The organism is Bittarella massiliensis (ex Durand et al. 2017), from assembly GCF_017566145.1.
Classification (GTDB): domain Bacteria; phylum Bacillota; class Clostridia; order Oscillospirales; family Ruminococcaceae; genus Bittarella; species Bittarella massiliensis_A.
In genome coordinates this window covers 117,831-140,645 of the sequence record NZ_JABFCL010000005.1, presented here as the reverse complement: position 1 = coordinate 140,645, position 22,815 = coordinate 117,831, and the positions used below count along the sequence as shown (strand labels likewise).

At 64.0% G+C, this 22,815-nt stretch carries 22 protein-coding genes and 1 pseudogene; 12 read left to right on the top strand and 11 right to left on the bottom strand.

All coding sequences use genetic code 11. The features are described from left to right. Window positions 1-5: 5 nt before the first annotated feature. The gene (locus HJY11_RS07515) at window positions 6-1,061 is read right to left on the bottom strand and encodes an FAD:protein FMN transferase (RefSeq protein ID WP_208075369.1); all 1,056 of its coding nucleotides are present in this window, start codon (window positions 1,059-1,061) and stop codon (window positions 6-8) included. 311 nt (window positions 1,062-1,372) lie between these two features. On the opposite strand from HJY11_RS07515, the gene HJY11_RS07510 reads away from it, so the two are divergent. Then, window positions 1,373-1,813: a hypothetical protein gene (locus tag HJY11_RS07510; protein ID WP_208075368.1), complete on the top strand. Its 441-nt coding sequence runs from the start codon at window positions 1,373-1,375 to the stop codon at window positions 1,811-1,813. A gap of 358 nt (window positions 1,814-2,171) precedes the next feature. Here the strand turns inward: HJY11_RS07510 and HJY11_RS07505 are convergent, their stop codons facing one another. Beyond that, the gene (locus HJY11_RS07505) at window positions 2,172-2,732 is read right to left on the bottom strand and encodes a hypothetical protein (protein WP_208075367.1); all 561 of its coding nucleotides are present in this window, start codon (window positions 2,730-2,732) and stop codon (window positions 2,172-2,174) included. Continuing rightward, window positions 2,705-4,612 (bottom strand): ribosomal protection-like ABC-F family protein, encoded by a 1,908-nt coding sequence (gene abc-f, locus HJY11_RS07500; protein WP_208075366.1) that lies wholly within the window; start codon window positions 4,610-4,612, stop codon window positions 2,705-2,707. The genes HJY11_RS07505 and abc-f overlap by 28 nt, the downstream gene beginning before the upstream one ends. 196 nt (window positions 4,613-4,808) lie before the next feature. Here abc-f and HJY11_RS07495 point away from each other — a divergent pair, with 196 nt between their 5' ends. Then, on the top strand, window positions 4,809-5,435 hold the full coding sequence (locus tag HJY11_RS07495) for a lactate utilization protein (protein ID WP_208075365.1): 627 nt from the start codon (window positions 4,809-4,811) through the stop codon (window positions 5,433-5,435). A gap of 54 nt (window positions 5,436-5,489) precedes the next feature. Next, window positions 5,490-6,059: an HDIG domain-containing metalloprotein gene (locus HJY11_RS07490; protein WP_208075364.1), complete on the top strand. Its 570-nt coding sequence runs from the start codon at window positions 5,490-5,492 to the stop codon at window positions 6,057-6,059. Window positions 6,060-6,128: 69 nt separating this feature from the next. Here the strand turns inward: HJY11_RS07490 and trxA are convergent, their stop codons facing one another. Then, the gene (gene trxA, locus HJY11_RS07485) at window positions 6,129-6,440 is read right to left on the bottom strand and encodes a thioredoxin (protein ID WP_208075363.1); all 312 of its coding nucleotides are present in this window, start codon (window positions 6,438-6,440) and stop codon (window positions 6,129-6,131) included. Window positions 6,441-6,614: 174 nt separating this feature from the next. Between trxA and HJY11_RS07480 the strand changes: the two genes are divergently transcribed. Continuing rightward, complete coding sequence (locus HJY11_RS07480; RefSeq protein ID WP_208075362.1) at window positions 6,615-7,055, top strand: YaiI/YqxD family protein; 441 nt, start codon at window positions 6,615-6,617, stop codon at window positions 7,053-7,055. Between the two features lie 93 nt (window positions 7,056-7,148). Here the strand turns inward: HJY11_RS07480 and sigE are convergent, their stop codons facing one another. Further along, window positions 7,149-7,841 carry an RNA polymerase sporulation sigma factor SigE gene (gene sigE / locus HJY11_RS07475; RefSeq protein WP_021661242.1) on the bottom strand — a complete coding sequence of 231 codons (693 nt, stop codon included), beginning with the start codon at window positions 7,839-7,841 and terminating at the stop codon, window positions 7,149-7,151. Further along, entirely contained in the window at window positions 7,798-8,685 is an 888-nt protein-coding gene (locus HJY11_RS07470) for a sigma-E processing peptidase SpoIIGA (RefSeq protein WP_208075361.1), read from the bottom strand. Before HJY11_RS07470 ends, sigE begins: the two co-directional genes overlap by 44 nt. Before the next feature lie 222 nt (window positions 8,686-8,907). On the opposite strand from HJY11_RS07470, the gene HJY11_RS07465 reads away from it, so the two are divergent. The 6 genes from HJY11_RS07465 (at window position 8,908) to HJY11_RS07440 (ending at window position 17,343) form a co-directional block, all read left to right on the top strand. Next, window positions 8,908-9,096 carry a hypothetical protein gene (locus tag HJY11_RS07465; RefSeq protein ID WP_208075360.1) on the top strand — a complete coding sequence of 63 codons (189 nt, stop codon included), beginning with the start codon at window positions 8,908-8,910 and terminating at the stop codon, window positions 9,094-9,096. Window positions 9,097-9,291: 195 nt separating this feature from the next. Then, the gene (gene kdpA, locus HJY11_RS07460; RefSeq protein ID WP_368041556.1) at window positions 9,292-11,109 is read left to right on the top strand and encodes a potassium-transporting ATPase subunit KdpA; all 1,818 of its coding nucleotides are present in this window, start codon (window positions 9,292-9,294) and stop codon (window positions 11,107-11,109) included. 41 nt (window positions 11,110-11,150) lie between these two features. Beyond that, entirely contained in the window at window positions 11,151-13,193 is a 2,043-nt protein-coding gene (gene kdpB, locus HJY11_RS07455) for a potassium-transporting ATPase subunit KdpB (RefSeq protein ID WP_243764322.1), read from the top strand. Window positions 13,194-13,236: 43 nt separating this feature from the next. Further along, window positions 13,237-13,839, top strand: coding sequence for a potassium-transporting ATPase subunit KdpC (gene kdpC / locus HJY11_RS07450; RefSeq protein ID WP_208075357.1), 603 nt, complete (start codon window positions 13,237-13,239; stop codon window positions 13,837-13,839). Between the two features lie 119 nt (window positions 13,840-13,958). Beyond that, window positions 13,959-16,655: a sensor histidine kinase gene (locus tag HJY11_RS07445; protein WP_208075356.1), complete on the top strand. Its 2,697-nt coding sequence runs from the start codon at window positions 13,959-13,961 to the stop codon at window positions 16,653-16,655. Further along, complete coding sequence (locus HJY11_RS07440; RefSeq protein ID WP_208075355.1) at window positions 16,645-17,343, top strand: response regulator; 699 nt, start codon at window positions 16,645-16,647, stop codon at window positions 17,341-17,343. The genes HJY11_RS07445 and HJY11_RS07440 overlap by 11 nt, the downstream gene beginning before the upstream one ends. A 59-nt stretch (window positions 17,344-17,402) precedes the next feature. Here HJY11_RS07440 and mscL read toward each other — a convergent pair whose 3' ends face one another. Next, window positions 17,403-17,822, bottom strand: a complete 420-nt coding sequence (gene mscL / locus HJY11_RS07435; protein ID WP_208075354.1) for a large conductance mechanosensitive channel protein MscL — start codon at window positions 17,820-17,822, stop codon at window positions 17,403-17,405. Between the two features lie 130 nt (window positions 17,823-17,952). Here mscL and HJY11_RS07430 point away from each other — a divergent pair, with 130 nt between their 5' ends. After that, window positions 17,953-19,236 carry a galactokinase gene (locus HJY11_RS07430; protein ID WP_208075353.1) on the top strand — a complete coding sequence of 428 codons (1,284 nt, stop codon included), beginning with the start codon at window positions 17,953-17,955 and terminating at the stop codon, window positions 19,234-19,236. 58 nt (window positions 19,237-19,294) lie between these two features. On the opposite strand, the pseudogene HJY11_RS07425 reads toward HJY11_RS07430, so the two are convergent. After that, a pseudogene (locus HJY11_RS07425) lies at window positions 19,295-19,588 on the bottom strand (Dabb family protein). Window positions 19,589-19,746: 158 nt separating this feature from the next. Between HJY11_RS07425 and HJY11_RS07420 the strand changes: the two are divergent. Beyond that, window positions 19,747-20,469 carry a transglycosylase domain-containing protein gene (locus tag HJY11_RS07420; RefSeq protein ID WP_208075352.1) on the top strand — a complete coding sequence of 241 codons (723 nt, stop codon included), beginning with the start codon at window positions 19,747-19,749 and terminating at the stop codon, window positions 20,467-20,469. A 133-nt stretch (window positions 20,470-20,602) separates the two neighbouring features. Here HJY11_RS07420 and HJY11_RS07415 read toward each other — a convergent pair whose 3' ends face one another. From HJY11_RS07415 to HJY11_RS07405, 3 genes are read right to left on the bottom strand one after another with little or no spacing between them, the layout of a single operon-like run. Further along, window positions 20,603-21,286 carry an HD domain-containing protein gene (locus tag HJY11_RS07415; protein ID WP_208075351.1) on the bottom strand — a complete coding sequence of 228 codons (684 nt, stop codon included), beginning with the start codon at window positions 21,284-21,286 and terminating at the stop codon, window positions 20,603-20,605. Continuing rightward, a complete protein-coding gene (locus tag HJY11_RS07410; RefSeq protein WP_208075350.1) occupies window positions 21,279-21,749 on the bottom strand; it encodes a hypothetical protein in 471 nt (156 codons plus the stop codon). The genes HJY11_RS07415 and HJY11_RS07410 overlap by 8 nt, the downstream gene beginning before the upstream one ends. Continuing rightward, window positions 21,746-22,708: a GrpB family protein gene (locus HJY11_RS07405; RefSeq protein WP_208075349.1), complete on the bottom strand. Its 963-nt coding sequence runs from the start codon at window positions 22,706-22,708 to the stop codon at window positions 21,746-21,748. Before HJY11_RS07405 ends, HJY11_RS07410 begins: the two co-directional genes overlap by 4 nt. Between the last annotated feature and the right edge of the window lie 107 nt (window positions 22,709-22,815).

The window sequence follows — 22,815 nt, the reverse complement described above, 5'->3', positions numbered from 1 at the left end:
GGGCGCTACGAATCGGCCAGGTGATAGTTTTCGCCGGTGAGGACAAAGTCGTCCTTGATGTTGTCCGAGAGGTAGACTGCGCCGGTGGTATCGACGGCGAGAAGGGAAAACCCCTCCCGGTTCAGGTTTTCCCTGACGCCGTCCATTCCTTCCACAAAGAGGGCGGTGGACATGGCGTCGGCCAGGGCCCCATCCGGGGAGATGACCGTCACCGACAGCAGGTCGGACTGGGCGGGCCGGCCGGTGGCGGGGTCGAAGATGTGGTGATAGCGCTGGCCGTCCACCTCGAAATACCGCTCGTAGGCGCCAGAGGTGGAGATCACCATCCCGTCGGCATGGAGGGTGCCCAGGAGTTCGGCCCGGTCCTTGACCGGGGCAGACAGCCCAATGTCAAAGGGCTTTCCCCCCGGCTGGTGACCGACGGTGTAGACATTCCCCCCAATGGAGAGGACCGCCGCCTCCACCCCCTGCTGCCGGTAGACCTGCCCGGCCACCGCGCAGGCATACCCCTTGGCAATGGCTCCCAGGTCCAACTTCTGCCCCGGGCGGCGGAGCATCACCGTCCCCCGCTCCTCGTCCAGCAGGATGTCGCGGTAGTCCACCAGGGCCAGGGCCTGGTCGATCTCGCCCTGGGCGGGAACGCGCGGGTGCTTGCCGGTGATGTCCCAGAGGAGAGAGAGGGGGGCCACGGTGATGTCAAAGGCGCCGTCGCTCTCCTCGGAGAGGGCCTTGGCCCGGGCGATGAGGGCAAACACCTCGGCGTCCACCTCCACCGGCGCAATCCCCGCATTTTGGTTGATGGCCTCGACCTGGGAGCCGTCTTGGTAGAGGGAATAGACCGACTCGAACTGGCGCAGCCGCTCAACCACGGCGGCGATCGCCTCCTCCCTGTGGGGGCCGTACACCGTCTGGCTGACAAAGGTGTTCATCAAAAAGTCGGTGCTGGAAGAGGAAGCCCGCCGCTCCTCGTACCAGCGGCCAAAGAGGAGGAAGGCCAGGAGCAGCGCGGCGACCGCCGCGACCGCCGGCCAGCGCTTTGTCCGCCTTTTCACCGTTTCCACAAAACCCATCCCCCTCTCCGGCAAAACCGCCTATTTGCTGTCCGATTTCTCTATTGTAGTTGCCCCAAACTGCGGTGTCAACACTCCCTTTGAAAAGGATCGTCGAAACTGTACGAAAAAAGGCGAGTTTAGACCGTCTCTCGCGATTGACAAATTGGATATAATAGGGTATATTAATAGCCAGCCCGGAAATGATAAATGGTGAGGTGCGCCATTTGCCACAATTTTTCGGCCTGTGTTTGTCCCCACGCCAGCGTCCGGGGGCGGCGCGCACCAGATGAGTTTTTTGCGCTGGAGAAAAGGAGAATATCATGAAGAAAGTGTTGTCCATTGCTATGGTCGCCATTCTCGCCCTCTCCGTTTTTGTTGGCTGCGGCAAATCCGCCTACAAAGATGGCACCTATAAGGCCCAGTACAGCGCTGCCGACGAGCACGGCTGGACCGAGTATGTGGAGGTCACCGTCAAAGACGGCAAAGTCACCGCCTGCACTGCCGACGCCACGAATGCCGCCGGGGAGAAAAAGTCCGAAAACGCCGAGTACCGCGCCTCCATGGAGCCGGTCAACGGCAACTACCCTGAGAAATTCTACAAGGACATTGCCGCCCAGTACATGGAGAAGCAGTCCGCCGAGAAGATGGCCGCCGTTGCCGGCGCCACCAACTCCACCAACTCCATCAAGGTTTTGCTGGTCGAGCTGGAGAAGAGCATGAAAGAGGGCAAAACCGACACCGTCACCGTCACCGCCGCCTAGGCGCACCGCTGACAGTTGGGCCCATCTTTTTCAAAAAAGGGAGGTACTACCAAAAGTAGCACCTCCCTTTTTTGCGTTAAGTCAAGGCAATTCTCCGGCGGATATGCAGGGGCTGATTTCTCCTTTTTACCGTCAAGTGACCGGCACGAGGGGTCATTCCGGCGAATGCCGTCCCCACCCGCCCCGCAAAACTCCTTTTTTCGGGATACAGCGGTGTATTTTGCCGTTTTTACAATTTCCCCCGGCCGCCTTCAGTATAGCACCCCGCTCCCCACCCCGCCAGTGCCCTGTTCCTGTCCCCAGCACACCAAGAGCGCGCCCCCTGCTTCCCCGCAGAGGGCGCGCTCTTGGCGTTTTTTCAGTTTCCCGCAAGGGCGGGCACCTCCGCCAGGGAGGGCAGTTCGCAGGCCAGGTAGACCCCGCCGGTGCCGGGGGTGACCTTGACCCGGAGAAAGGCCTTGCTGCCCGCCAGGGTCTCGGCGTAGGCGCGCCCCTCCTCCATGTCGGCTTCCGGCAAGAAGAAGGTGACGGCCCCGTCGACACAGCGGATGCGCTCGATCTTCTGCTCCACCGGGATGGTTTTGAGGATGTCGAGAAAGCCCACCGCCACCGCCTGGGGCTGCATCTCGGCGCGCAGGGCCGAGTCCCCCAGGGCGTCGGTGTAGTCAAAAAAGAGCTGCAGGGTGTCCCCCCTGCCAAAGAGCACCTGAATGTAGGGGCGGGGGTCCACCTCGCTCTTCAAAAAGAGGCGGGCGGTGCTCACCAAATTGCCCAGGGCCGAGCGCTCGACCCTGCCCGCCACCGCCCGGGTGGCGTAATAGGTGGCCTCCATGGCCACAATGCAGGAGGCGACCGCCCCCAGCAGCAGAGCCGCCGTGCGAACCCGGCCCTTTACTGCGCGCTTTCCAGCGTTTCCCATTCTTCCATCAACCCATCCAATTTGGACTGGAGCGCCTCCAGGGCGGCAGTGATGTCCGCCAGCCGCTGGTAGTCGCTCTGCACGTCGGGCTCGGCCAGGGCCTCCTGCTGGGCGGCCATCTCCGCCTCACAGGCCTCGATGGCCCGCTCCACCCGGGAGAGGGCCTCCCGCCGCTGGGCGGCCCGGCGCCGCTCCTCCTTGGAGCGGTAGCTCCCCGCCTCCTGCTTGGGGGCGGGCTTTTTCTCCTGCTCCTGCGCCTGGCGGGCGGCCTCTCTGGCCTCCAGCTTGGCGCGGTATGCCTCAAAATTGCCCGGGGTGATCTCCACCCCGCTGCGGGACATCTCGATGATGTAGTCGGCGGTGTCGTTGAGGAGATAGCGGTCGTGGGAGACCATGAGGATGGTCCCCTCGTAGGCCTTGAGGGCCTTTTGCAGCTCCTCCTTGGCAAAGAGGTCCAGGTGGTTGGAGGGTTCGTCCAGCACCAGGACATTGGGCCGCTGCAGGCTCAAATTGGCAAACTTCAGCTTGGCCAGCTCCCCGCCGGAGAGTTCGCCCACCCGCTTTTCGATCTCCTCCCCGGTAAAGGCGAAGGCCGCCAGATGGGAGCGCAGCTCCAACTCGGTCATGCCGGGGAACTTGTTGTGCAGGGCGTCCAGCACCGTTTCGCCGGGGTGAAAGGGGTTTTGCTCCTGCTCAAAGTAGCCGATCTTCACAAAGCCGCCTGTCTGTATCCTGCCCCGAAGGGTGGGCAACATTCCCAGCGCCTGCTTTAAGAAGGTGGACTTGCCCGCCCCGTTCTCCCCCACGATACAGGCCTTCTCCCCCCGCTTGACGGTGAAGGAGACGTCGTGGATGAGGGCTTTGCCCTCGACGCAGACATCCACCCCCTTGACCGAAAAGACATTTTCAAAGGGGGGCCGGTCAAAGGGGAAGGTGAAGCGGACCACCTCCTTCTCCTCGCTGGGCCTCTCCAAAACCTCCATCTTCTCCAGCGCCTTGCGGCGGGATTTGGCCATCTTGGAGGTGGAGGCCCGCACCAGGTTTTTCTGGATGTAGTCCTCGTACTTTTCAATGACCTTTTGCTGCTTTTCATAGGCGCGGGAGCCGGCGTAGAGCTCCTCCTCCTTAAGCTGCTTGTAGCGGCTGTAATTGCCCTTGTAGCTCTTGACCCGGTGGCGGGAGACCTCGAGGATCTCGGTGACGGTGGTGTCGAGGAAGTAGCGGTCATGGGAGACCACCACTACGCAGCCCTTGTAGCCCTTGAGGTAGTTTTCCAGCCAGAGGAGGGTCTTAAAGTCCAGGTGGTTGGTGGGTTCGTCCAACAGCAGCACCTGGGGGCCGAGGAGGAGCAGTTTGGCCAGGGCCAGGCGGGTCTTTTCCCCGCCGGACATCTTGTAGATCTCCTTGGGGAAGTCCTCCTCCCCAAAGCCCATGCCGAAGAGAACTGTGCGGATGCGGTAGTCGATGGTGTAGCCGTCGCCCGCCTCAAACTCCGTGTTCAGGGCGGCGTAGTCGGCGGCCATCCGGGCATAGTCGGCTCCGGCGGGGTCGGCCGCGGCCATCTGCCGCCGGAGCGCAGCCATCTGCTCCTGGCAAAAAAGCAGCCGGGAAAAGACCGAGCGCATCTCCTCGAAGATGGTGCGCTCAGCCGAGAGGCCGCTGTTTTGCTTGAGAAAGCCGATGCTGGTGCCCCGGGTGATGAACAGATCGCCCGCGTCGGGGGCCAGTTCCCCGGTGATGAGTTTGAGGAGGGTGGACTTGCCCGCCCCGTTCTGGCCGATGATCCCCACCCGGGAGGTGTCGGTCAGGGTAAAGTTGACCCCCTGCAAAACCGGGAATTGGCCGAAGGAGAGGGAGAGGTCGTTGCACTTGATTTCCATGGTGTCACCTGTTGTGTCATCGAGAGATTTTCAAAACAGGTCTATCATACCACATCTGCCGCAAAAAAGACAGCGGGGGCGAAGGGAAACCGCTTTACAAAAAAAGAGGGGGTGTTTATACTGGAAAGCAGGGGATTGCGGGGCGTACAGCCGCGATTTTGCGCCGGCCGCCCCCGCCCAAAAAGGAGGGGCCGCCATGACCGAACAGCTGGAAAAAACCATTGCCGCACTGCAAAAAAACAATATCCAAGCCCAATTTGTGGAGAGTCCGGAGGCCCTGACAGCCCTTTTGCGCCGGGACTACCTGCGGCCCGGCGACACGGTGGCCATGGGCGGCACCGTGACCGCCGCCGAGACGGGGGTGGCCCAGCTACTGGCCTGCGGGGACTACCGCTTTCTCGACCGGGCCCGCCCTGGCATCACCCCGGAAGAGGCCGGGGAGATGATGCGCCGCGCTTTTTTTGCCGACTGGTATATCACCTCGACCAACGCCGTCACCGAACAGGGGGAACTCTTCAACGTGGACGGCAACGGCAACCGGGTGGCGGCCATGGCCTTTGGCCCCAAAAAGGTCCTCGTCATCGCCGGGGAGAACAAGATCGTCCCCGATTTGGAGGCGGCGGTGGAGCAGGTCAAGGCGGTGGCGGCGCCGAAAAACTGCCTGCGCCTGGGGCTTTCCACCCCCTGCGCGGCCACCGGCCACTGCGGCCAGCAGCGCTGCCGCAGCGAAGGGCGCATCTGCTGCGATTTCTCGGTGCAGTCCTATCAGCGGGACCCCCAGCGCATCCACCTCTTCTTCCTGCCGGGGCAGCTGGGCTACTGATTGTTTGAGACGGCCAAACAGAGACAAAGACGATAGAGAGAAGGAGCGATCTTCATGATTCCAAACCGCCAACAAGCATACGACATCCTCACCAAGTACACCCACTCCCCCGATTTGGTCAAACACGCCCTCTGTGTGGAGGGGGCCATGCGCCACTTCGCCCGCCTCGCGGGGGAGGACGAGGAGTTGTGGGGGGTCGTAGGGCTGCTGCACGACGTGGACTACGACCAGTACCCCGAGGAGCACTGCAAGAAAGCAGTGGAACTGCTGAAGGCCGAAGGGGTCGACGACAGCGTCATCCACGCGGTCTGCTCCCACGGGTACGGCCTCTGCTGCGACATCGAGCCCGAGAGCGAGCTGGAAAAAACCCTCTACACGGTGGACGAGCTCACCGGCATCATCACCGCCGCGGCCCTGGTGCGCCCCAGCAAGAGCGTGATGGACATGGAGCTCAAAAGCCTGAAAAAGAAGTTCAAGGACAAAAAATTTGCCGCCGGCTGCAACCGGGACGTGATTCGCGGCGGCTGTGAGCTGCTGGGCAAAGAGTTGGACTGGGTGATGGCCGAGACCCTGGAGGGGATGAAAGGGGTGGCCGACCAGGTCGGCCTGGGAATGGCGGAGTAACCGCCCTCCCCCCACCGCCACAAAAAAAGGAACGGATTTCTCCGTTCCTTTTTTGCCCACCGGGACAGATTAATCAAACAGGGCCTTGAGCTTGCTCTTGGGCTGAAAGCCCAGGGTGCGCTTGATCTCCTGCCCGTCCTGAAAGAGGACCAGGGTGGGGACGCTCATCACCCCAAAGCGGTTGGCGATGTCGGGCGCCTCGTCGATGTCCAACTTGTAAAAGTCGGCCTGCCCCTCCATCTCGCCGGCCAGCTCTTCGAGCACCGGGCCCAGCATCTTGCAGGGGCCGCACCAGGTGGCGAAAAAGTCCACCAGCACCGGTTTGCCGCTGCCCTTGACGGCGGTTTCAAAATTGCTTTCATTCAGATGTTGCAACGTCATGGTTCGTTTGACCTCCTTGGCTTTCTTCTTTTTATACCAGTTTAGTATAGTTTCGCCCATTTGTCAACCCTATCCTTTCCCCGCTTCGACCGGTTATGCGGGGAGGACACCTCTCTCCCCCGCCGCCGGTCCCCATTGTCTCTCTTCAACATATACGAAAAGGAGTGGATTTCCATGCGCGTGCGCATCGACGCCGACGCCTGTCCGGTGACCCGGCTGGCCCTCGCCCTCTGCCGGGAGCGGGGGGTGGCTGTCACCCTCTACTGCGACACCGCCCACCGGTTTTCGCCGGGCGAGGGGTGCGAGGTGAGGGTGGTCTCCCAGGGGGCCGACGCCGCCGACTACGCCCTGGTGGGCGACCTGGCGCCGGGGGACATCGCCGTCACCCAGGACTACGGGGTGGCCGCCATGGCTCTGGCCAAGGGGGCGCGGGCGCTCAACCAAAATGGGCTGGTCTACACCGACGAAAACCTAGACGGTCTGCTGATGAGCCGCCATCTGGGGAGGAAGATCCGCCGGGCGGGCGGCCGCACCAAGGGGCCCAAAAAGCGCACCGCCCAGCAGGATAAGGACTTCTGCCGGGCACTGGAAGGGCTGCTGGACGCCCGCTCCTGACGGCGGGCGAAAAAAGAAAAAGAGCGGGGGCGCACCCAATCTGGGTGCGCCCCCGCTCTTTTTGGGGTGCTGTTTTATGTATGTGTAGGCAGATCAGATGGCGGCCTCCAAATCCTTTCGCAGCCGCTTGATGATCCGCTTTTCCAGCCGGGAGATGTAGGACTGGGAGATGCCGATGAGCTCGGCCACCTCTTTTTGGGTGTGCTCCTTCTGCCCTCCCAGGCCAAAGCGCATCTCCATGATGATCCGCTCCCGGGGGGCCAGGCGGGCCACCGCCTGCTGCAAGAGGGTGCGCTCGGCGTCCTTTTCGATCCCCTTGCCCACGCTGTCGGGCTCGGTGCCGAGGATGTCGGAGAGGAGCAGTTCGTTGCCGTCCCAGTCCACGTTCAGCGGCTCGTCGATGCTCAAATCCTGGTGCTTGTTGGAGGCCTTGCGCAGGTACATGAGAATTTCGTTTTCGATACAGCGGGAGGCGTAGGTGGCCAGCTTGATCTTCTTTTGGGGCTGAAAGGTATTCACCGCCTTGATGAGGCCGATGGTGCCGATGGAGATCAGGTCCTCCACCCCCACCCCGGTGGACTCAAACTTCTTGGCGATGTAGACCACCAGCCGCAGGTTGTGAACGATGAGGGTCTCCTTGGCGCTCTCCTCCCCCCGCTCCAGTTGGTCAAACACCTCTGCCTCGCGGCTCTTTTCCAGGGGCGGAGGCAGCACCTCCGGCCCGTTGATGTAGTAGACGTGTCTACCGCCGAACCATTTTTTCCACAGTCTTCGCAGCCAATCCATTGTCGGTCCTCCCTATGATCTCTCCTTGCAAAATACAGTCGTTTTCCCCCTTGCCAAAGCGCTCGGCCACCACCCCCACGCAGACCCGGCCAGTGCTGCAGAGCACCCGGCCGCGGGCGTCCTCCACCAAAATCCGGTCAGGGGTAAAGGCCGGGAGCAGCGCCTTGCCGCTGGCGGTGCCGTAGGGGATGAGGCGAAGGCCGGCGGGGTCTTTGGTCTGCGAGCTGAGCACAAACAGCTGCTGGTGGGCGGTGAGGAGGGGGGCTGCCGCCGAGAGGGAGAGCAGGACCACCGGGTCCCCGGTATAGGGGTCGGCAAGGGTGTTTCCGGTGTCCACAAAGCCGGTGCAGACCGTCTCTCTCCCCCCCTTTTGAACCCGCACCCGGTACTGGGCTTTTGAAAACCGCCCTGACAGCCAGCTGACCCCCTCCACCAGCAGGTAGGAGAGGCCGGCGAAGAGGACAAAGGCGCCAATGGGCAGGTCCAGGTACAAAACCCCGTTAAAATAGGCCATCCGCCTGGGGGAAAAGGCCAGCTCCAGCCCCATGATGGCCCCGGCAAAGACAAAATTCACCAGCAAAAACAGAAGGGCGTTCTTTCCAAATCCGGCCAGAGACCGGTTGGGAAAGGCCACCGCCACCGTCAGGATGCAGAGGGCGATCTTGAAAAACAGGTTGTCAAATCCCGGCAGCAGGATACAGGCGGAGAGGAGCCCCGAAAGGGCGCTGGCCGCCAGGATCCGCAGCCGACCGGCGGGGATCCCCCCCAGGCAGGCGGTGCCCAACAGGAGCAGATAGTTGATAAAGACGTTGATGGCCACCAGGACGTCCAGGTAAACGGTCACGGCGATCCCCCCTGTCTCTGATAATAGCCCGAGCGGGGAGCGGGATTTGGCGAATTCTGCCCCCGAAAACAGGGCGGCCTCCCCTCTCTCCCCTCCTCAAAGGGCTCCCGGTGACCTAGGAGCGCCCCCTCTTAATGGAAATTTCATTTTTGCGGCCGGTTTGCTTGCCCCCTTTTTACACCCGCCTTTCTATAATGAAAGCAGAAGGAGGGGGAAACCATGATGAGCCGTGTAATTTCTCTTTGCAGACAACCTTCCCTGGACCGGCGGTTGGGCCGCTGGGTGGCGCAGCACCCCTATTTGAGTTATGGGCTGCTCTGGCTGGTCATGCCCCTGGGGCTACTGGCAGCAGTCTTCATGCTGGCGGCGGCGATCGCCCTCCCTTTTGCCTGGCTATTCGGTTGTCTCTGATAAAAACCGCAGCCGTCTTAATCTTATCTTAATCTCTCGCGCGGAGCCCCTAACACTCTTTTTAGGGACTCCGCGCTAAACTTTGACAAGGAGAGGAGGGAATCGAAAAATGGAAATACTCGTTGCCGCAATCGGAGGGATTGCGGTGGTCCTTTTGATCTACTACATCGCAATTTTGATGAGAGGTGACAAACAGTGATGGGAACCATTGTGCAATACATCCTCTACCTGGCGGTACTCGTCGCCCTGGCCATCCCCCTGGGCGGCTACATCGCCAAGGTGATGAAGGGGGAAAAGACCTTTTTGTCCCGCCTTCTGACCCCCTGTGAACGGGCGGTCTACAAGGTGATGCGGGTGGACCCCGGCGAGCAGATGGGGTGGAAGCGGTACGCCGCCAGCGTACTTCTCTTCTCAGGCATCAGCCTGGCCGTCCTCTTTTTGCTGCAACTGCTGCAGGGCGTGCTGCCCGGCAATCCCCAAAACCTGCCGGGGGTGGGCTGGCACCTGTCCTTTAACACCGCCGTCAGTTTTGTGACCAACACCAACTGGCAGTCCTACACCGGAGAGAGCACCCTGAGCTACCTGACCCAGGCCCTGGGGCTGACGGTGCAAAACTTCCTCTCGGCCGCGGTGGGCATCGCCGTTTTATTCGCCCTCATCCGCGGGCTGATCCAGGTGAAAAAAGAGGGGTTGGGCAGCTTCTGGGTGGATATGACCCGCATCACCGTCCACATTCTGCTGCCCCTGAACCTGGTGCTGGCCATCTGCCTGGTGGCCGGCGGGGTGATTCAAAACCTAAAGCCCGCCCAGACCGTCTCCCTGCTGGAACCGGTGGCGGTGAGCGCCGAGGGAGAAATTTTAGAGGGGGCTGACATCGACCTGGAATCCGGCGCCGTGACCCTAAACGGCCGGGCGGTCGAGGGGGCCCAGATCGTGACCGAACAGTTTGTGCCCATGGGGCCGGCTGCCAGCCAGGTGGCCATCAAACAGTCGGGCACCAACGGCGGCGGCTTTATGGGGGTCAACTCGGCCCACCCGCTGGAAAATCCCAACCCCTTTACCAATCTGTTGGAGATGATCTCGCTGCTGCTGATCCCGGCAGCCCTCTGCTTCACCTTCGGCCGGTGCCTAAAGAACAAAAAACAGGGCGTCGCCATCTTCCTGGCCATGTTCCTCTGCCTGGTCACCGCTCTGGCGGTGGTGGCCGTCAACGAGCAGATGGCCACCCCCCAGCTGGCCCAGAGCGGGGCGGTGGACCTCTCGGCCGTGCAGCAAGCCGGCGGCAACATGGAGGGCAAGGAGAGCCGCTTTGGCATCGCCACCTCCTCCACCTGGGCGGTCTTTACCACCGCCGCCTCCAACGGCTCGGTCAATGCCATGCACGACAGTTTCACCCCCCTGGGCGGGATGGTCCCCATGCTTTTGATGCAGCTGGGCGAGGTCATTTTCGGCGGCACCGGCTGCGGCCTTTACGGAATGCTGGCCTTTGCCATCCTCGCCGTCTTTATCGCCGGGCTGATGGTGGGGCGCACCCCTGAATTCCTGGGCAAGAAGATCGAGCCCTTTGAGATGAAGTGGGCGGTGGTGGTCTGTCTGGCCACCCCGGTGGCCATCCTGGTCGGCAGCGGCATTGCCGCCGCCCTCCCCCAGGTGGCGGAGAGCCTGGGCAACACCGGGGCCCACGGCTTTTCCGAAGTGCTGTACGCCTTCTCCTCCGCAGGGGGGAACAACGGCTCCGCCTTTGCGGGGCTAAACGCCAACACCGTCTTTTTAAACCTCTCCCTGGGGCTGGTGATGCTCTTTGCCCGGTTCGTGCCGATCGTCGGCACCCTGGCCATTGCCGGCAGCCTGGCCCAAAAAAAGAGGCTGGCAGTGACGGCGGGCACCCTCTCCACCACCAACGGAATGTTTGTCTTTTTGCTCATCTTTGTGGTGCTGTTGGTGGGCGCTTTGAGCTTCTTCCCCGCCCTGGCCTTGGGGCCCATTGCCGAGTTCTTCGGCGCCATTGCGTAAAGGAGGCCTTTCCTGTGACAAAACAAAAAAAGAGCGCCCTCATGGACCGGGCGATGGTCCTGCGGGCGATCAAGGATTCATTTGTGAAGCTGGCGCCCCGGACGCAGGCCCAAAACCCCGTCATGCTGCTGGTCTACCTCTCCGCCATCCTCACCACCGCCCTCTGGGGCTTCTCCCTCTTCGGCATTGGCGACGCCCCGTCGGGCTACACCCTGGCCATCGCCGTCATCCTCTGGTTTACCGTTTTGTTTGCAAACTTTGCCGAAGCCATCGCCGAGGGCCGGGGAAAGGCCCAGGCCGACGCCCTGCGCGCCTCGAAAAAAGAGGTGAGCGCCCGCAAGATCCCCTCTGCCCAGCGCAAGGACGAGGGCTGCGCGTGCCCCTCGTCCCAGCTGAAGAAGGGGGACATTGTGCTGGTGCAGGCGGGCGAGACGATCCCCGCCGACGGCGAGGTCATCGAGGGGGCCGCCTCGGTGGACGAGAGCGCCATCACCGGCGAGTCGGCCCCGGTCATCCGCGAGGCGGGCGGCGACCGCAGCGCCGTCACCGGGGGCACCACCGTCCTCTCGGACTGGATGGTGGTGCAGGTCACCAGCGACCCCGGTCAGAGCTTTCTGGACAAGATGATCGCCATGGTGGAGGGGGCGGCCCGAAAAAAGACCCCCAACGAGATCGCCCTGCAAATCTTTTTGGTGGCCCTCTCGATCATCTTCATCCTGGTGACCCTGTCCCTTTACACCTACTCCCTCTTTTCGTCCAACCAGGCGGGGATCCCAAACCCCACCTCGGTCACCACCCTGGTGGCCCTGCTGGTCTGCCTGGCGCCCACCACCATCGGCGCGCTCCTCTCGGCCATCGGCATTGCCGGGATGAGTCGCCTCAACCAGGCAAACGTCCTGGCCATGAGCGGCCGCGCCATTGAAGCCGCCGGGGATGTGGACATTCTGATGCTGGACAAAACCGGCACCATCACCCTGGGCAACCGGCAGGCTCACACCTTCATCCCGGTGGACGGCACCGCCCCAGAAGAGCTGGCCGACGCGGCGCAGCTTTCCTCCCTGGCCGACGAGACCCCCGAGGGGCGCAGCGTGGTGGTGCTGGCCAAAGAGCGCTTTGGCCTGCGGGGGCGCAGCCTCTCTGACAAGGAGATGACCTTTATCCCCTTTACCGCCAAGACCCGGATGAGCGGCGTCGACTTCGGCGGCAGTGAGATCCGCAAGGGCGCCGCCGAGGCGGTCAAGTCCTATGTTCTCGCCGGCGGCGGCCGGTACAGCGAGGCCTGTGAACGGGTGGTGCGCCAAATTTCCGAACAGGGGGGCACCCCTCTGGTGGTGGCCAAGGACCACCGGGTCCTCGGGGTCATTCACCTCAAAGACATCATCAAAAAGGGGGTCAAAGAGCGCTTTGCCGACCTGCGCAAGATGGGGATCAAAACCATCATGATCACCGGTGACAACCCCCTCACGGCAGCGGCCATTGCCGCCGAGGCCGGGGTGGACGACTTTTTGGCCGAGGCCACCCCTGAGGGAAAACTGAAGATGATCCGCGACTTTCAGGCCGGCGGCCACCTGGTGGCCATGACCGGCGACGGCACCAACGACGCCCCCGCCCTGGCGCAGGCCGACGTGGCCGTGGCCATGAACAGCGGCACCCAGGCGGCCAAAGAGGCCGGCAACATGGTGGATCTGGACTCCTCCCCCACCAAGCTCATCGACATCGTGCGCATCGGCAAACAACTGCTGATGACCCGGGGGAGCCTGACCACCTTCTCCATTGCCAACGACGTGGCCAAGTACTTCGCCATCATCCCGGCGCTGTTCACCGGCCTCTACCCAGGGCTGGCGGCGCTGAACATCATGGGGCTGCACTCGCCCCAGAGCGCGATCCTCTCGGCCATTATCTACAACGCCCTCATCATCATCGCCCTGATCCCCCTGGCCCTGAAAGGGGTCAAGTACCGAGAGGTGTCAGCCGGCAAGCTGCTCTCACAAAACCTGCTCATCTACGGCCTTGGCGGCATCATCGCCCCCTTTATCTTCATCAAGCTCATCGACCTGCTGCTGGTTTTCTTTGGACTGGCATAGTCGGCCAGACCCTTTTAAATCACTGCAAACGGAGGGATTTTCTGTGAAAAAAATCAAGTCGATCCTGCCTCGGGCGGCCATGCTTCTGCTGGTATTCACAGTGGTCTGCGGGCTGCTGTACACCCTGGCCGTCACCGGCATCGCCCAAGTGTTCTTCCCCCATCAGGCAAACGGCAGCATCATCGAAGTGGACGGCAAGCGCTATGGCAGCGAACTGCTGGGACAGCAGTACACCGACGAAGGACACATGTGGGGCCGCATTATGAAGTTGGACGTGAGCACCTATCGCGACGAGGAGGGGAGAGCGCTGCTCTATGCCTCCCCCTCCAACTTGAGTCCCGCCAGCGAGGAGTATGAGCAGCTGGTGGCCCAGCGGGTGAAAAAACTGCGGGCGGCCGACCCCGAGCGGGGTGACGAGCCCATCCCGGTGGACCTGGTGACCTGTTCGGGCAGCGGCCTGGACCCCCACATCTCCCCCGCTGCGGCCGAATACCAAGTCCCCCGGGTGGCCCGCGCCACCGGCAGGAGTGAAGACGAGGTGCGCCGCATCGTCAAAGACTGCACCGACGGCCGGTTTTTGGGCCTCTTCGGCGAGGAGCGGGTCAATGTGCTGGAGGTCAACCTGCGCCTGGACGGCATTCTCTGACCCCTGCCGCAAAGCCGGCGAGTTGTCTTCATACAATTTTAATCCCCTGGGTGCGTCTCTTATGCTGCACTTAGGGGATTTCGTGTTAAAATAGCATAAGGAAAGAGGAGGTGTGCCCCTTGGAGGAGACGAGGAGAGACCCGGAGGACTTTCTCCGGCAAATCCGGCGGGAGGAGCGGGCCAAACAGCGGGGCCGGCTGAAAATCTTCTTCGGTTACGCCGCCGGGGTGGGAAAGACCTACGCCATGCTCAAGGCCGCCCAGGCGGCCCGGCGGCGGGGGATCGACGTGTTGGCCGGATATGTGGAGCCCCACGCCCGCCCCGACACCACCGCCCTTCTAGAGGGGCTGGAGCAGCTGCCCCCTCTGGAGGTGGAGCACCGGGGCATTGCCCTGCGGGAGTTTGACCTGGACGCGGCCCTCGCCCGTCACCCCCAGCTGATACTGGTGGATGAGCTGGCCCACACCAACGCCGAATGCTGCCGCCACCAAAAGCGCTATCAGGATGTGGACGAACTGCTGGGGGCCGGCATCGACGTCTACACCACCGTCAATGTGCAGCACATCGAAAGCCTCTATGACACGGTGGCCGCCATCACCGGGGTGACGGTGCGCGAGCGAATCCCCGACCGGGTATTCGACGGCGCCGACCAGGTGGAACTGGTGGACATCGAACCGCAGGAGCTGATGGAGCGGTTACAGGCGGGGAAAATTTACCGGGAAGAACAGGCCCAGCGGGCGCTGGGCCATTTTTTTGACGAGAAGAACCTGACGGCCCTGCGGGAGATCGCCCTGCGCCGCTGCGCCGACCGCATCAACCGGTTGGCCGAGCGGGTGCGGCTGGCCGAAGAGAGCGGCTACTGCACCGACGAACACATCCTCGTCTGCCTCTCCCCCTCCCCCTCCAACGCCAAGTGCATCCGCACCGCCGCCCGGATGGCGGGGGCCTTTAAGGGAAACCTGACCGCCCTCTTTGTCGAGACGCCCGACTTCCCTGGCCTCGGCGTGCAGGACCGGGCCCAGCTGCGGGAAAACATCCACCTGGCGGGGCAGTTGGGGGCCTCGGTGGAGACCGTCTACGGCGAAGACGTCCCCTATCAGATCGCCGAGTTCGCCCGGGTGTCGGGGGTGTCAAAGATCGTTATCGGCCGCAGCAGTACCCGCCGCAAGTACCCCTGGCGGGGACCCAACCTCACCGACCGGCTGATCGCCGCCGCCCCCAATCTGGACATCCACATCATCCCCGACGACAGCGCCGGCTACTACCGCGCCAGGCGGGTGCGCCAGCGCAGCGCCGACAAGGTGGGACCCGACCTGCTCAAAAGCGCGGCCCTGTTGGCCGGGGCCACGGGGGTGGGCTTTCTCTTCAAGGGGCTGGGCTTTACCGAGGCCAACATCATCACCGTCTACATCCTCGGGGTGCTGCTGACGGCAGTCATCACCAAAAAGCGTGTGTACAGCCTGGCCTCGTCGGCGGTGAGCGTGCTCACCTTCAACTACTTTTTCACCGCGCCGCGCTATACCCTGGCGGCCTACGACAGGGGCTACCCCGCCACCTTCGCCATCATGTTTATCGCCGCCTTCCTCACCAGCACCCTGGCCGGGCGGCTCAAACAGCAGGCCCGCCGCTCGGTGGAGACCGCCTACCGCACCAAGACCCTGCTGGAGACAAACCAGCTGTTGCAGCGCTGTGACAGCCGGGAGGCGATCGTCGGCACGGTGGCGGGGCAGCTGGTCAAGCTGTTGCGGCGGGACGTGGTCTTCTACCCCGCCCGGGACGGCGGGGTGGGGGAGCCCCTCTCCTTCCCCGCCCAGGGCGGGGCGCCCCGGGCCGAGCTCACCGCCGAAAACGAGCGGGCGGTGGCCGCCTGGGTCTTTCAAAACAACAAGCGCGCCGGGGCCAGCACCGGCACCCTGGGCAGTGCCAAATGCCTCTATCTGGCGGTGCGGGTCAACGAGGTGGTCTACGGGGTGGCGGGCATCGCCCTGGACGGCGAGCCCCTGGACGCCTATGAAAACAGCATCATGCTCTCCATCCTGGGGGAGTGCGCTCTGGCACTGGAGAGTGAAAACGCCATTCGGGAGCGGGAGGCGGCGGCCGTGCTGGCCAAAAACGAACAGCTGCGGGCCAACCTGCTGCGCTCCATCTCCCACGACCTGCGCACCCCCCTCACCTCCATCTCCGGCAGCGCCGGCGTACTGCTGGAGAGTGAGAAAAACCTGGACGAGGGCCAGCGCCGGCAGCTTTACAGCGACATCTATGAGGACTCCCTCTGGCTCATCAACCTGGTGGAAAACCTGCTCTCGGTGACCAAAATCGAGGACGGCACCATGCGCCTGAACCCGACGGCCGAGCTGGTGGAGGAGGTGGTGGGCGAAGCGCTGCGCCACGTGAGCCGCAAGCGCGCCGAGCACCACATTCAGACCCATTTCCCCGACGAATTTCTGCTGGCAAAGATGGACGCCCGCCTGATCGTACAGGTCCTCATCAACCTGGTGGACAACGCCATCAAGTACACCCCCGTCGGCTCGACCATCGCCGTCTCGGCTGTCCGCAAAGGGCGGTGGGCGGTGATCTCGGTGGCCGATGACGGCGGCGGAATCCCCGACAGCGCCAAGGAGCGCATCTTCGACATGTTCTACACCGTCAACTCGGGGGTGGCCGACAGCCGCCGCAGCATGGGGTTGGGGCTGGCCCTCTGCAAATCCATCGTCACCGCCCACGGCGGCGAGATCGCCGTGGCCGACAACGCCCCCCACGGAACCGTCTTTTCCTTTACACTGCCCATCGAGGAGGTAACGCTGCATGAACAATAAACCACTGATTCTGGTGGTGGAGGACGACCCTGCCGTCCGCAACCTGATCTCCACCACCCTGGAGGCCCACGACTACAAACACCACACCGCCCCCACCGGGGAGGCCGCCATCCTGGAGGCCTCCTCCCACAACCCCGACGTGATCCTTCTGGACCTGGGTCTGCCGGATACCGACGGCATTCAGGTGATCCAAAAAATCCGCAGCTGGTCAAACACCCCCATCATCGTCATCAGCGCCCGCAGCGAGGACACCGATAAGATCGAGGCGCTGGACGCCGGGGCGGACGACTACCTGACCAAACCCTTCTCGGTGGAGGAACTGCTGGCCCGGCTGCGGGTCACCTTTCGCCGGCTGCACGGGGGAAGCGGCGGCAGCCAGGACGGGGCCGTCTTTGAAAACGGCGAACTCAAGATCGACTACGCCGCCGGCTGCGCCTACCTGGGAGGCGAGGAGATCCACCTGACCCCCATCGAGTACAAGCTGCTCTGCCTGCTGGCCAAAAACGTGGGCAAGGTGCTGACCCACGCCTACATCACACGGGAGGTGTGGGGCAGCTCCTGGGAAAACGATGTGGCCTCGCTGCGGGTCTTTATGGCCACCCTGCGCAAAAAGATCGAAAAGGACCCCTCCGCTCCCCAGTACATTCAGACCCATGTGGGGGTGGGGTATCGGATGCTGCGGGTGTAGCGCGCCCCTTTGGGCGACAAAAATCCCCTGCTCAACGGATGGGCAGGGGATTTTTTCGTTTAGAGGATCGCCTCCTGCGGCTGCTCCTCCAAAACCGAGGTGCAGTGGGGGCAGCGGGTGGCCGAGGCGGCGATCTTCTCCCGGCAGTAGGGGCAGGTCTTTTCCCGGGGCGCTTCGGGCGCCTTGTCGCGCTTGCCCAGGGAAGCCACCTTGTTGACGGCCTTGAGGATGCAAAAGAGCACCAGGGCAATCAGAAGAAAGTTGAGCACCGCCGAGAGAAAGGCCGAGGCAAAGCCGGCAATGTCCTTTAGGCCGTAGGTGGCGCTGCCGGTGACCACGTTCAAAATAGGGTTGATAAAATTGGCTGTCAGGGCGGTGACAATGCCCGAGAAGGCGCCGCCGATGAGGATGCCCACCGCCATATCCACCACGTTGCCTCGCAGGGCAAAGGCCTTGAACTCCTGCATAAACCGCTTCATAATTCGCTCCTTTTCGACTTGTTTTTCCAATTAGTATAGCAGGAAACCGCCCGGAAGGAAAGGGGGGGCTTGCCAAACGGGGTGCACTGCCGTAAACTGTAAAAAAACAACACCAAGAGGAGGCGGACCGATGGCCACCATTGCACAGTGGAAAGAGGCCCTGGAGCGCGGGGCGCTGGACGAACAGTTGGAGCGGCTGTCCCCCGGCCATGTGGCGCGGCAGCGAACGCGGTTGGCGCGGGGGCTGGCGGGCTTTGCCGCCCGGTGGCAGGAGGAGGGGCCGGTGCGTCTCTTCTCGGCCCCAGGGCGCACTGAACTGGGGGGCAATCACACCGACCATCAGGGGGGGCGGGTGCTCTGCGCCGCCGTCGACCTGGACACGCTGGTGATCGCCGCCCCCGCCGCGGGAACGGCCATCGAACTGGTGTCCGAGGGGTTTTCTCCCTGCCGGGTCGCGCTTTCCGACCTCGCCCCCCGCCCGTCGGAGAGGGGGAGCACCGCCGCCCTGCTGCGGGGGGTCGCCGCAGGATTGCAGGAGGGTGGGGCCTCCCTGGGCGGGGCGCGGCTCTACGCCCTCTCCGACGTGTTGCCGGGGAGCGGGCTCTCCTCTTCCGCCGCCTTTGAAATGGCGGTGGCCGCCGCCCTGAACGGATTGTTTTGCGGCGGGCGCACCCCGCTGGAACTGGCGGCGATCGGCCAGCGGGCCGAGAGCGGCTACTTCGGCAAGCCCTGCGGGATGATGGACCAGGTGGCCAGCGCGGTGGGGGGGATCGCCCAGCTGGACTTTGCCGCCCCCCTCCACCCCGCCGTCTCCCCCCTCTCCTGCCGCTGGGAGGACAGCGGCCACCGGCTCTGCCTGGTGGCGACCGGCAGCAGCCACGCCGACTTGACCGAGGACTACGCCGCCATCCCCCGGGAGATGGGAGAGGTGGCCGCCTGGTTTGGCCAGGAGCGGCTGTGCCAGGTGGAGGAAGAGGACCTCTACGCCAACTGGGCCGCCCTGACACAGGAGTTGGGGGAGCGGCCGGTCCTGCGGGCCGCCCACTTCTTTCGGGAGGACCGGCGGGCCGCGCAGGAAGCAGAGGCCCTCGCCCAGAACGATTTTCACAGCTTTTTGCGGCTGGCGCGCCAATCTGGCCGCTCCTCCGCCCTCTACCTGCAAAACCTCTACTCTCCCACCCAGCCCCGCAGCCAGCCTCTGACGGCGGCCCTTGCCCTCTGCGACCGGCTGCTGGCCGGGCAAGGGGCCTATCGGGTCCACGGAGGCGGTTTTGGCGGAACCGCTCTGGTCTTTCTCCCCGGCGAGATGGCCGCCCCCTTTTGCAGCGCCATGGAGAGGGCGCTGGGCCCCGGCTGCTGCCGGTTTCTCTCCATCCGCCCTGTGGGGACGGTGGAGCTCTCCCTCCCCCAATAGCCGTGCAAAAAGGCGGGCACCCCTTTTAGGGTGCCCGCCTTTCCTCTCTTTCCGGCCACTACTCCTCGTAGTCCACCGCCGCGCGCTGACAGACCACGCTGTGGACAAATTTTTTGACCTCCAGGTGGTCCGGGTGATTCTGGTACCCCTCTAGCGCCGCCCGGTCGGTGAGCTAGGAGACCAGGCAGAGGTCGTACCCGCCGGGGGTGAAATTTTGGTGCACCCCCGCCGAGAGCAGGCCGGGCACCCGGCCCACCAGCCCCTCTAGCAGCTCCTTCATCTTGCGGGCGCTGGCGGCCCGCTCGGCCTCTGGGGCCTCTTTCAAATTCCAAAAGACAATGTGTGTGACCACGGTAAAACCACCTCTCAAATTTCACAGGATATGTGGCAAAGCTGTAAGCTTATTGTAATAAAGGGCCATGGAAAAGGCAACCGTTTTGCCCTATAATAAAGGCAATAAGAACCGGCAGCCCTGCAAAACAGAGTTGCCGCAGAGGGGAGAAATGCCGGATGAAGCGGTTTTTGCGCTATCTGCGAAACGCCCTGATCGCCGTGCTCTGCCTGGCCATCATCGCCGGGACCGCCTTCGCCGTCGCCTGCTTTGGCGATTACCGCAAGCGGGTGGAGGCGGAACCGGTGGCCGAAAAGGTGGCCGCCCTCCGCCAGGAAGAGGGGTATGTCCCCATCGGCGAGATCTCCGAAAACTTTCAAAACGCCATTGTCGCCATTGAAGATCACCGCTTTTACTCCCACGGGGGGATTGACATCATCTCCATCGGCCGGGTGCTCTGGAAAAGCCTCTGGAACGGGCGGATCGTGGGGGGCGCCAGCACCATCACCCAGCAAGTCTGCAAGAACATCTACCTCTCCCAGGAGCAGAGCCTCTCCCGCAAGGTGACCGAGGTCTTCTTCGCCTTCAAGTTGGAGCGCGAACTCTCCAAAGAGGAGATCCTGGAGCTCTACTGCAACACCAGCTATTTCGGCAACGGGCGCACCGGCATTGCCGCCGCCAGCGCCTACTACCACACCGCCCCCAGCGATCTGACGGTGGCCCAGGCGGCGTTTCTGGCCGCCCTTCCCCAGGCCCCCAGCTACTTTGCCGACAACCCCGAACAGATGGAGGGGCGCTGGCGGGCCGTGTTGGGCGCCATGGTGGCCTACGGCTACCTCACCGAGGGGGAGCGCGACGAGATCGTCGCCCAGGGTTGCCCCATCCCCGAAGAACTGCGCTAGGTGGTTTGTTCAAAAAGGCCGCGGGCCCACAGAGGGGCCTGCGGCCTTTTTTGCCGGTTTGTCATCGCCCGCCGAGGGGGAAGGGGGCGCGTCATCCCCAGCGGAAAGCGTCTTCCCTCCCCGCGGCCGGCCGCTACCCCTCCCCCAGCAACTGTGCGAGGGCGCGCTGGCCGGCCGCCCAGCTCTCCTCCGCCTCGGCGGCGAGGGCGGCAAAATAGCTGTCCACCACCGGCTGGCGGGCCCGGGCCAGCGCCTGGGCGGCAGGGGTGTAAAACTGGCCGGCAAGGCCCTTTAGCTTGCAGCCATACTCCCGCAGCAGAGAGGGGCCCTCCCCCTCCTCGCCGGGCAGAGGGCGGCCCGCTTCCCCGACTTGGTAGAAAGGCTCCCCGATCTGCCCCCCAAAGCGGATGACCCGGGCCGCGCCCAGGGCGCCGGTCTGGTCCAACTTGTCGGCGTCAAAGAGGATCTTGGCCTCGATGGTCTCGGGCCGGCGGCCGGCCCGGTAGCGGTGGCGGAGGATGCAGTCGGCCACCCAGCGGGCCCGCGCCGGTGGATAGCCCTCCGCCAGCAGAAAATCCAGCGCCTTTTGGCTGCCCACCTCGGCGTGGCAGCGGGTGGGGTCTGCCCTCTCCTCCGGGCGGCCCACATCGTGGAGAAGGGCGGCCAAGGCCACGATCTCCCCGTCGGCCTCTGGGGTCTCCCCGGCAATGGAGAGGGCGTACCCCAGCACCCGGCGCAGGTGCCCCTCGCCGTGCACCCCGCCGTCGGTACAGGCCGCCATAAAGGCCTCGGCCCGCGCGAAGAGAGACCTATCCATTCCGCCCGCCCCCTCCCTGCAGGGCGCGCAACAGCCGCGCCCTGTCCCGCCGCAGCAGCGGGGCCATGCTCTCGCCGTAGCGGTCCAAATCGAGGCCCTCCAGCGCCCGGCAGAAGGGGACCGCCAGGGCGGGGACGTCGCCCACAGCCCCCTCCCAGGCGCGCAGGTACTGTCGCAGGGCGGTGGCCCGTACCTCCTCTTGCAGCAGCGCCAGCAGCTGGGGCGTCCAGCGCGCAAGCACCTCCGGTGCGGCCCAGCGGGCGTTTTGCAGCAGCAAGAGGGCCCCGCGGGTGCGCCGGTAACTGCTGGGACTTGTCAGCAGGGCGGCCAGCTCCTCCCAATGGGAATAGACGTCCCGCCCGGCCCGCGAGCGCGCCAACAGCTCTTTCAGGGCGGCGTATCCCTCCCTCTCGTCCCCTGCACACAGCCGCTGCACCAGCACCTGTGTGGGTTCGCCCTTCACCGCAACCACCCCTCTCTGCGGCCGTCCGCCACCGCCCGCTTCATCAGCGCGGGCTGGATGCAGGGGTAGGTCATCCGCCGGGGGACGGCGGGGCACAGTTCCACCCGCTCGATCTCCCGGGGCGGCAGGGGGCCAAAGGCGGCGACCTCCGCCCGATAGAGCACCCCGTAACTGGGCCTTTCCGCCCCCCGGCGCACGGCGTAAGGCCCCACCTCTTTGAGGGCAAAATCGGTGGCGCCGGTCTCCTCCCACAGCTCCCGCCGGGCGGCCTGCTCCGGGGTCTCCCCCGGCTCCCGGTGGCCGCCGGGCAGTTCCAGGGTGTCGCGGCGGCAGTGCTTGCAAAAGACCCACCGCCCCCGGTGCCGGGCCGCCACCACCGCAAAGAGAAGGTCCTCCGGCGAGGGGGGCTCTGCAAAGGCGACTGCCGTATCTTCCAGCGCCCGCCCCTCGGCCAGCACCCTCTCGATGAACCGCTCTTTCCCCTCGGTGTAGGCCACCCTGTCCGCGCTGTTGGCGGCCGCCAACTCCTCTTTGAGGGCCTGATAGGCCGCCCGCTTCTCCCCGTCCCGGTTGAGGGTGTCGGAAAAATAGCAGTAGTCCCGCCAGCGGCGGCCATCGTACTCCACCAGGTGGACGTGATGGGTGCGGGTGTCGGCCCCCTCGTCCCCGGCGCTCAAAAAGAGACTGTCCGGGCCGTCCACGTGGGGGCGGTGGACAAATCCCGCCGCAGCCAGGGCGGGGTAAAGGGCTTCAGCCCGCTCCAGGTCCCACATCCCCACCGCCAGGTCAATGATGGGCTTGGCCGCCAACCCCTTGACCGAGGTGCTGCCCACGTGGCGGACTGCCGCCGCCTCGCTGCCAAACAGCTCCTGCAGGCGGGTGGCGGCGCGCGCCCCCTCCTCGGCCCAACTCGCCTGGTAGGGCAGCAGCCGCACTGTGCCCCGCTTGAGTCCCAACATTCAAAAGCGCCTCCTCTCCTCCCCCGTCCAGCCCGAAAAGGAAATTTTTGGGGAATACAGCCATTGTAGCACAAAATCCGCCCGGGTCAAATGCCCGGGCGGATTTC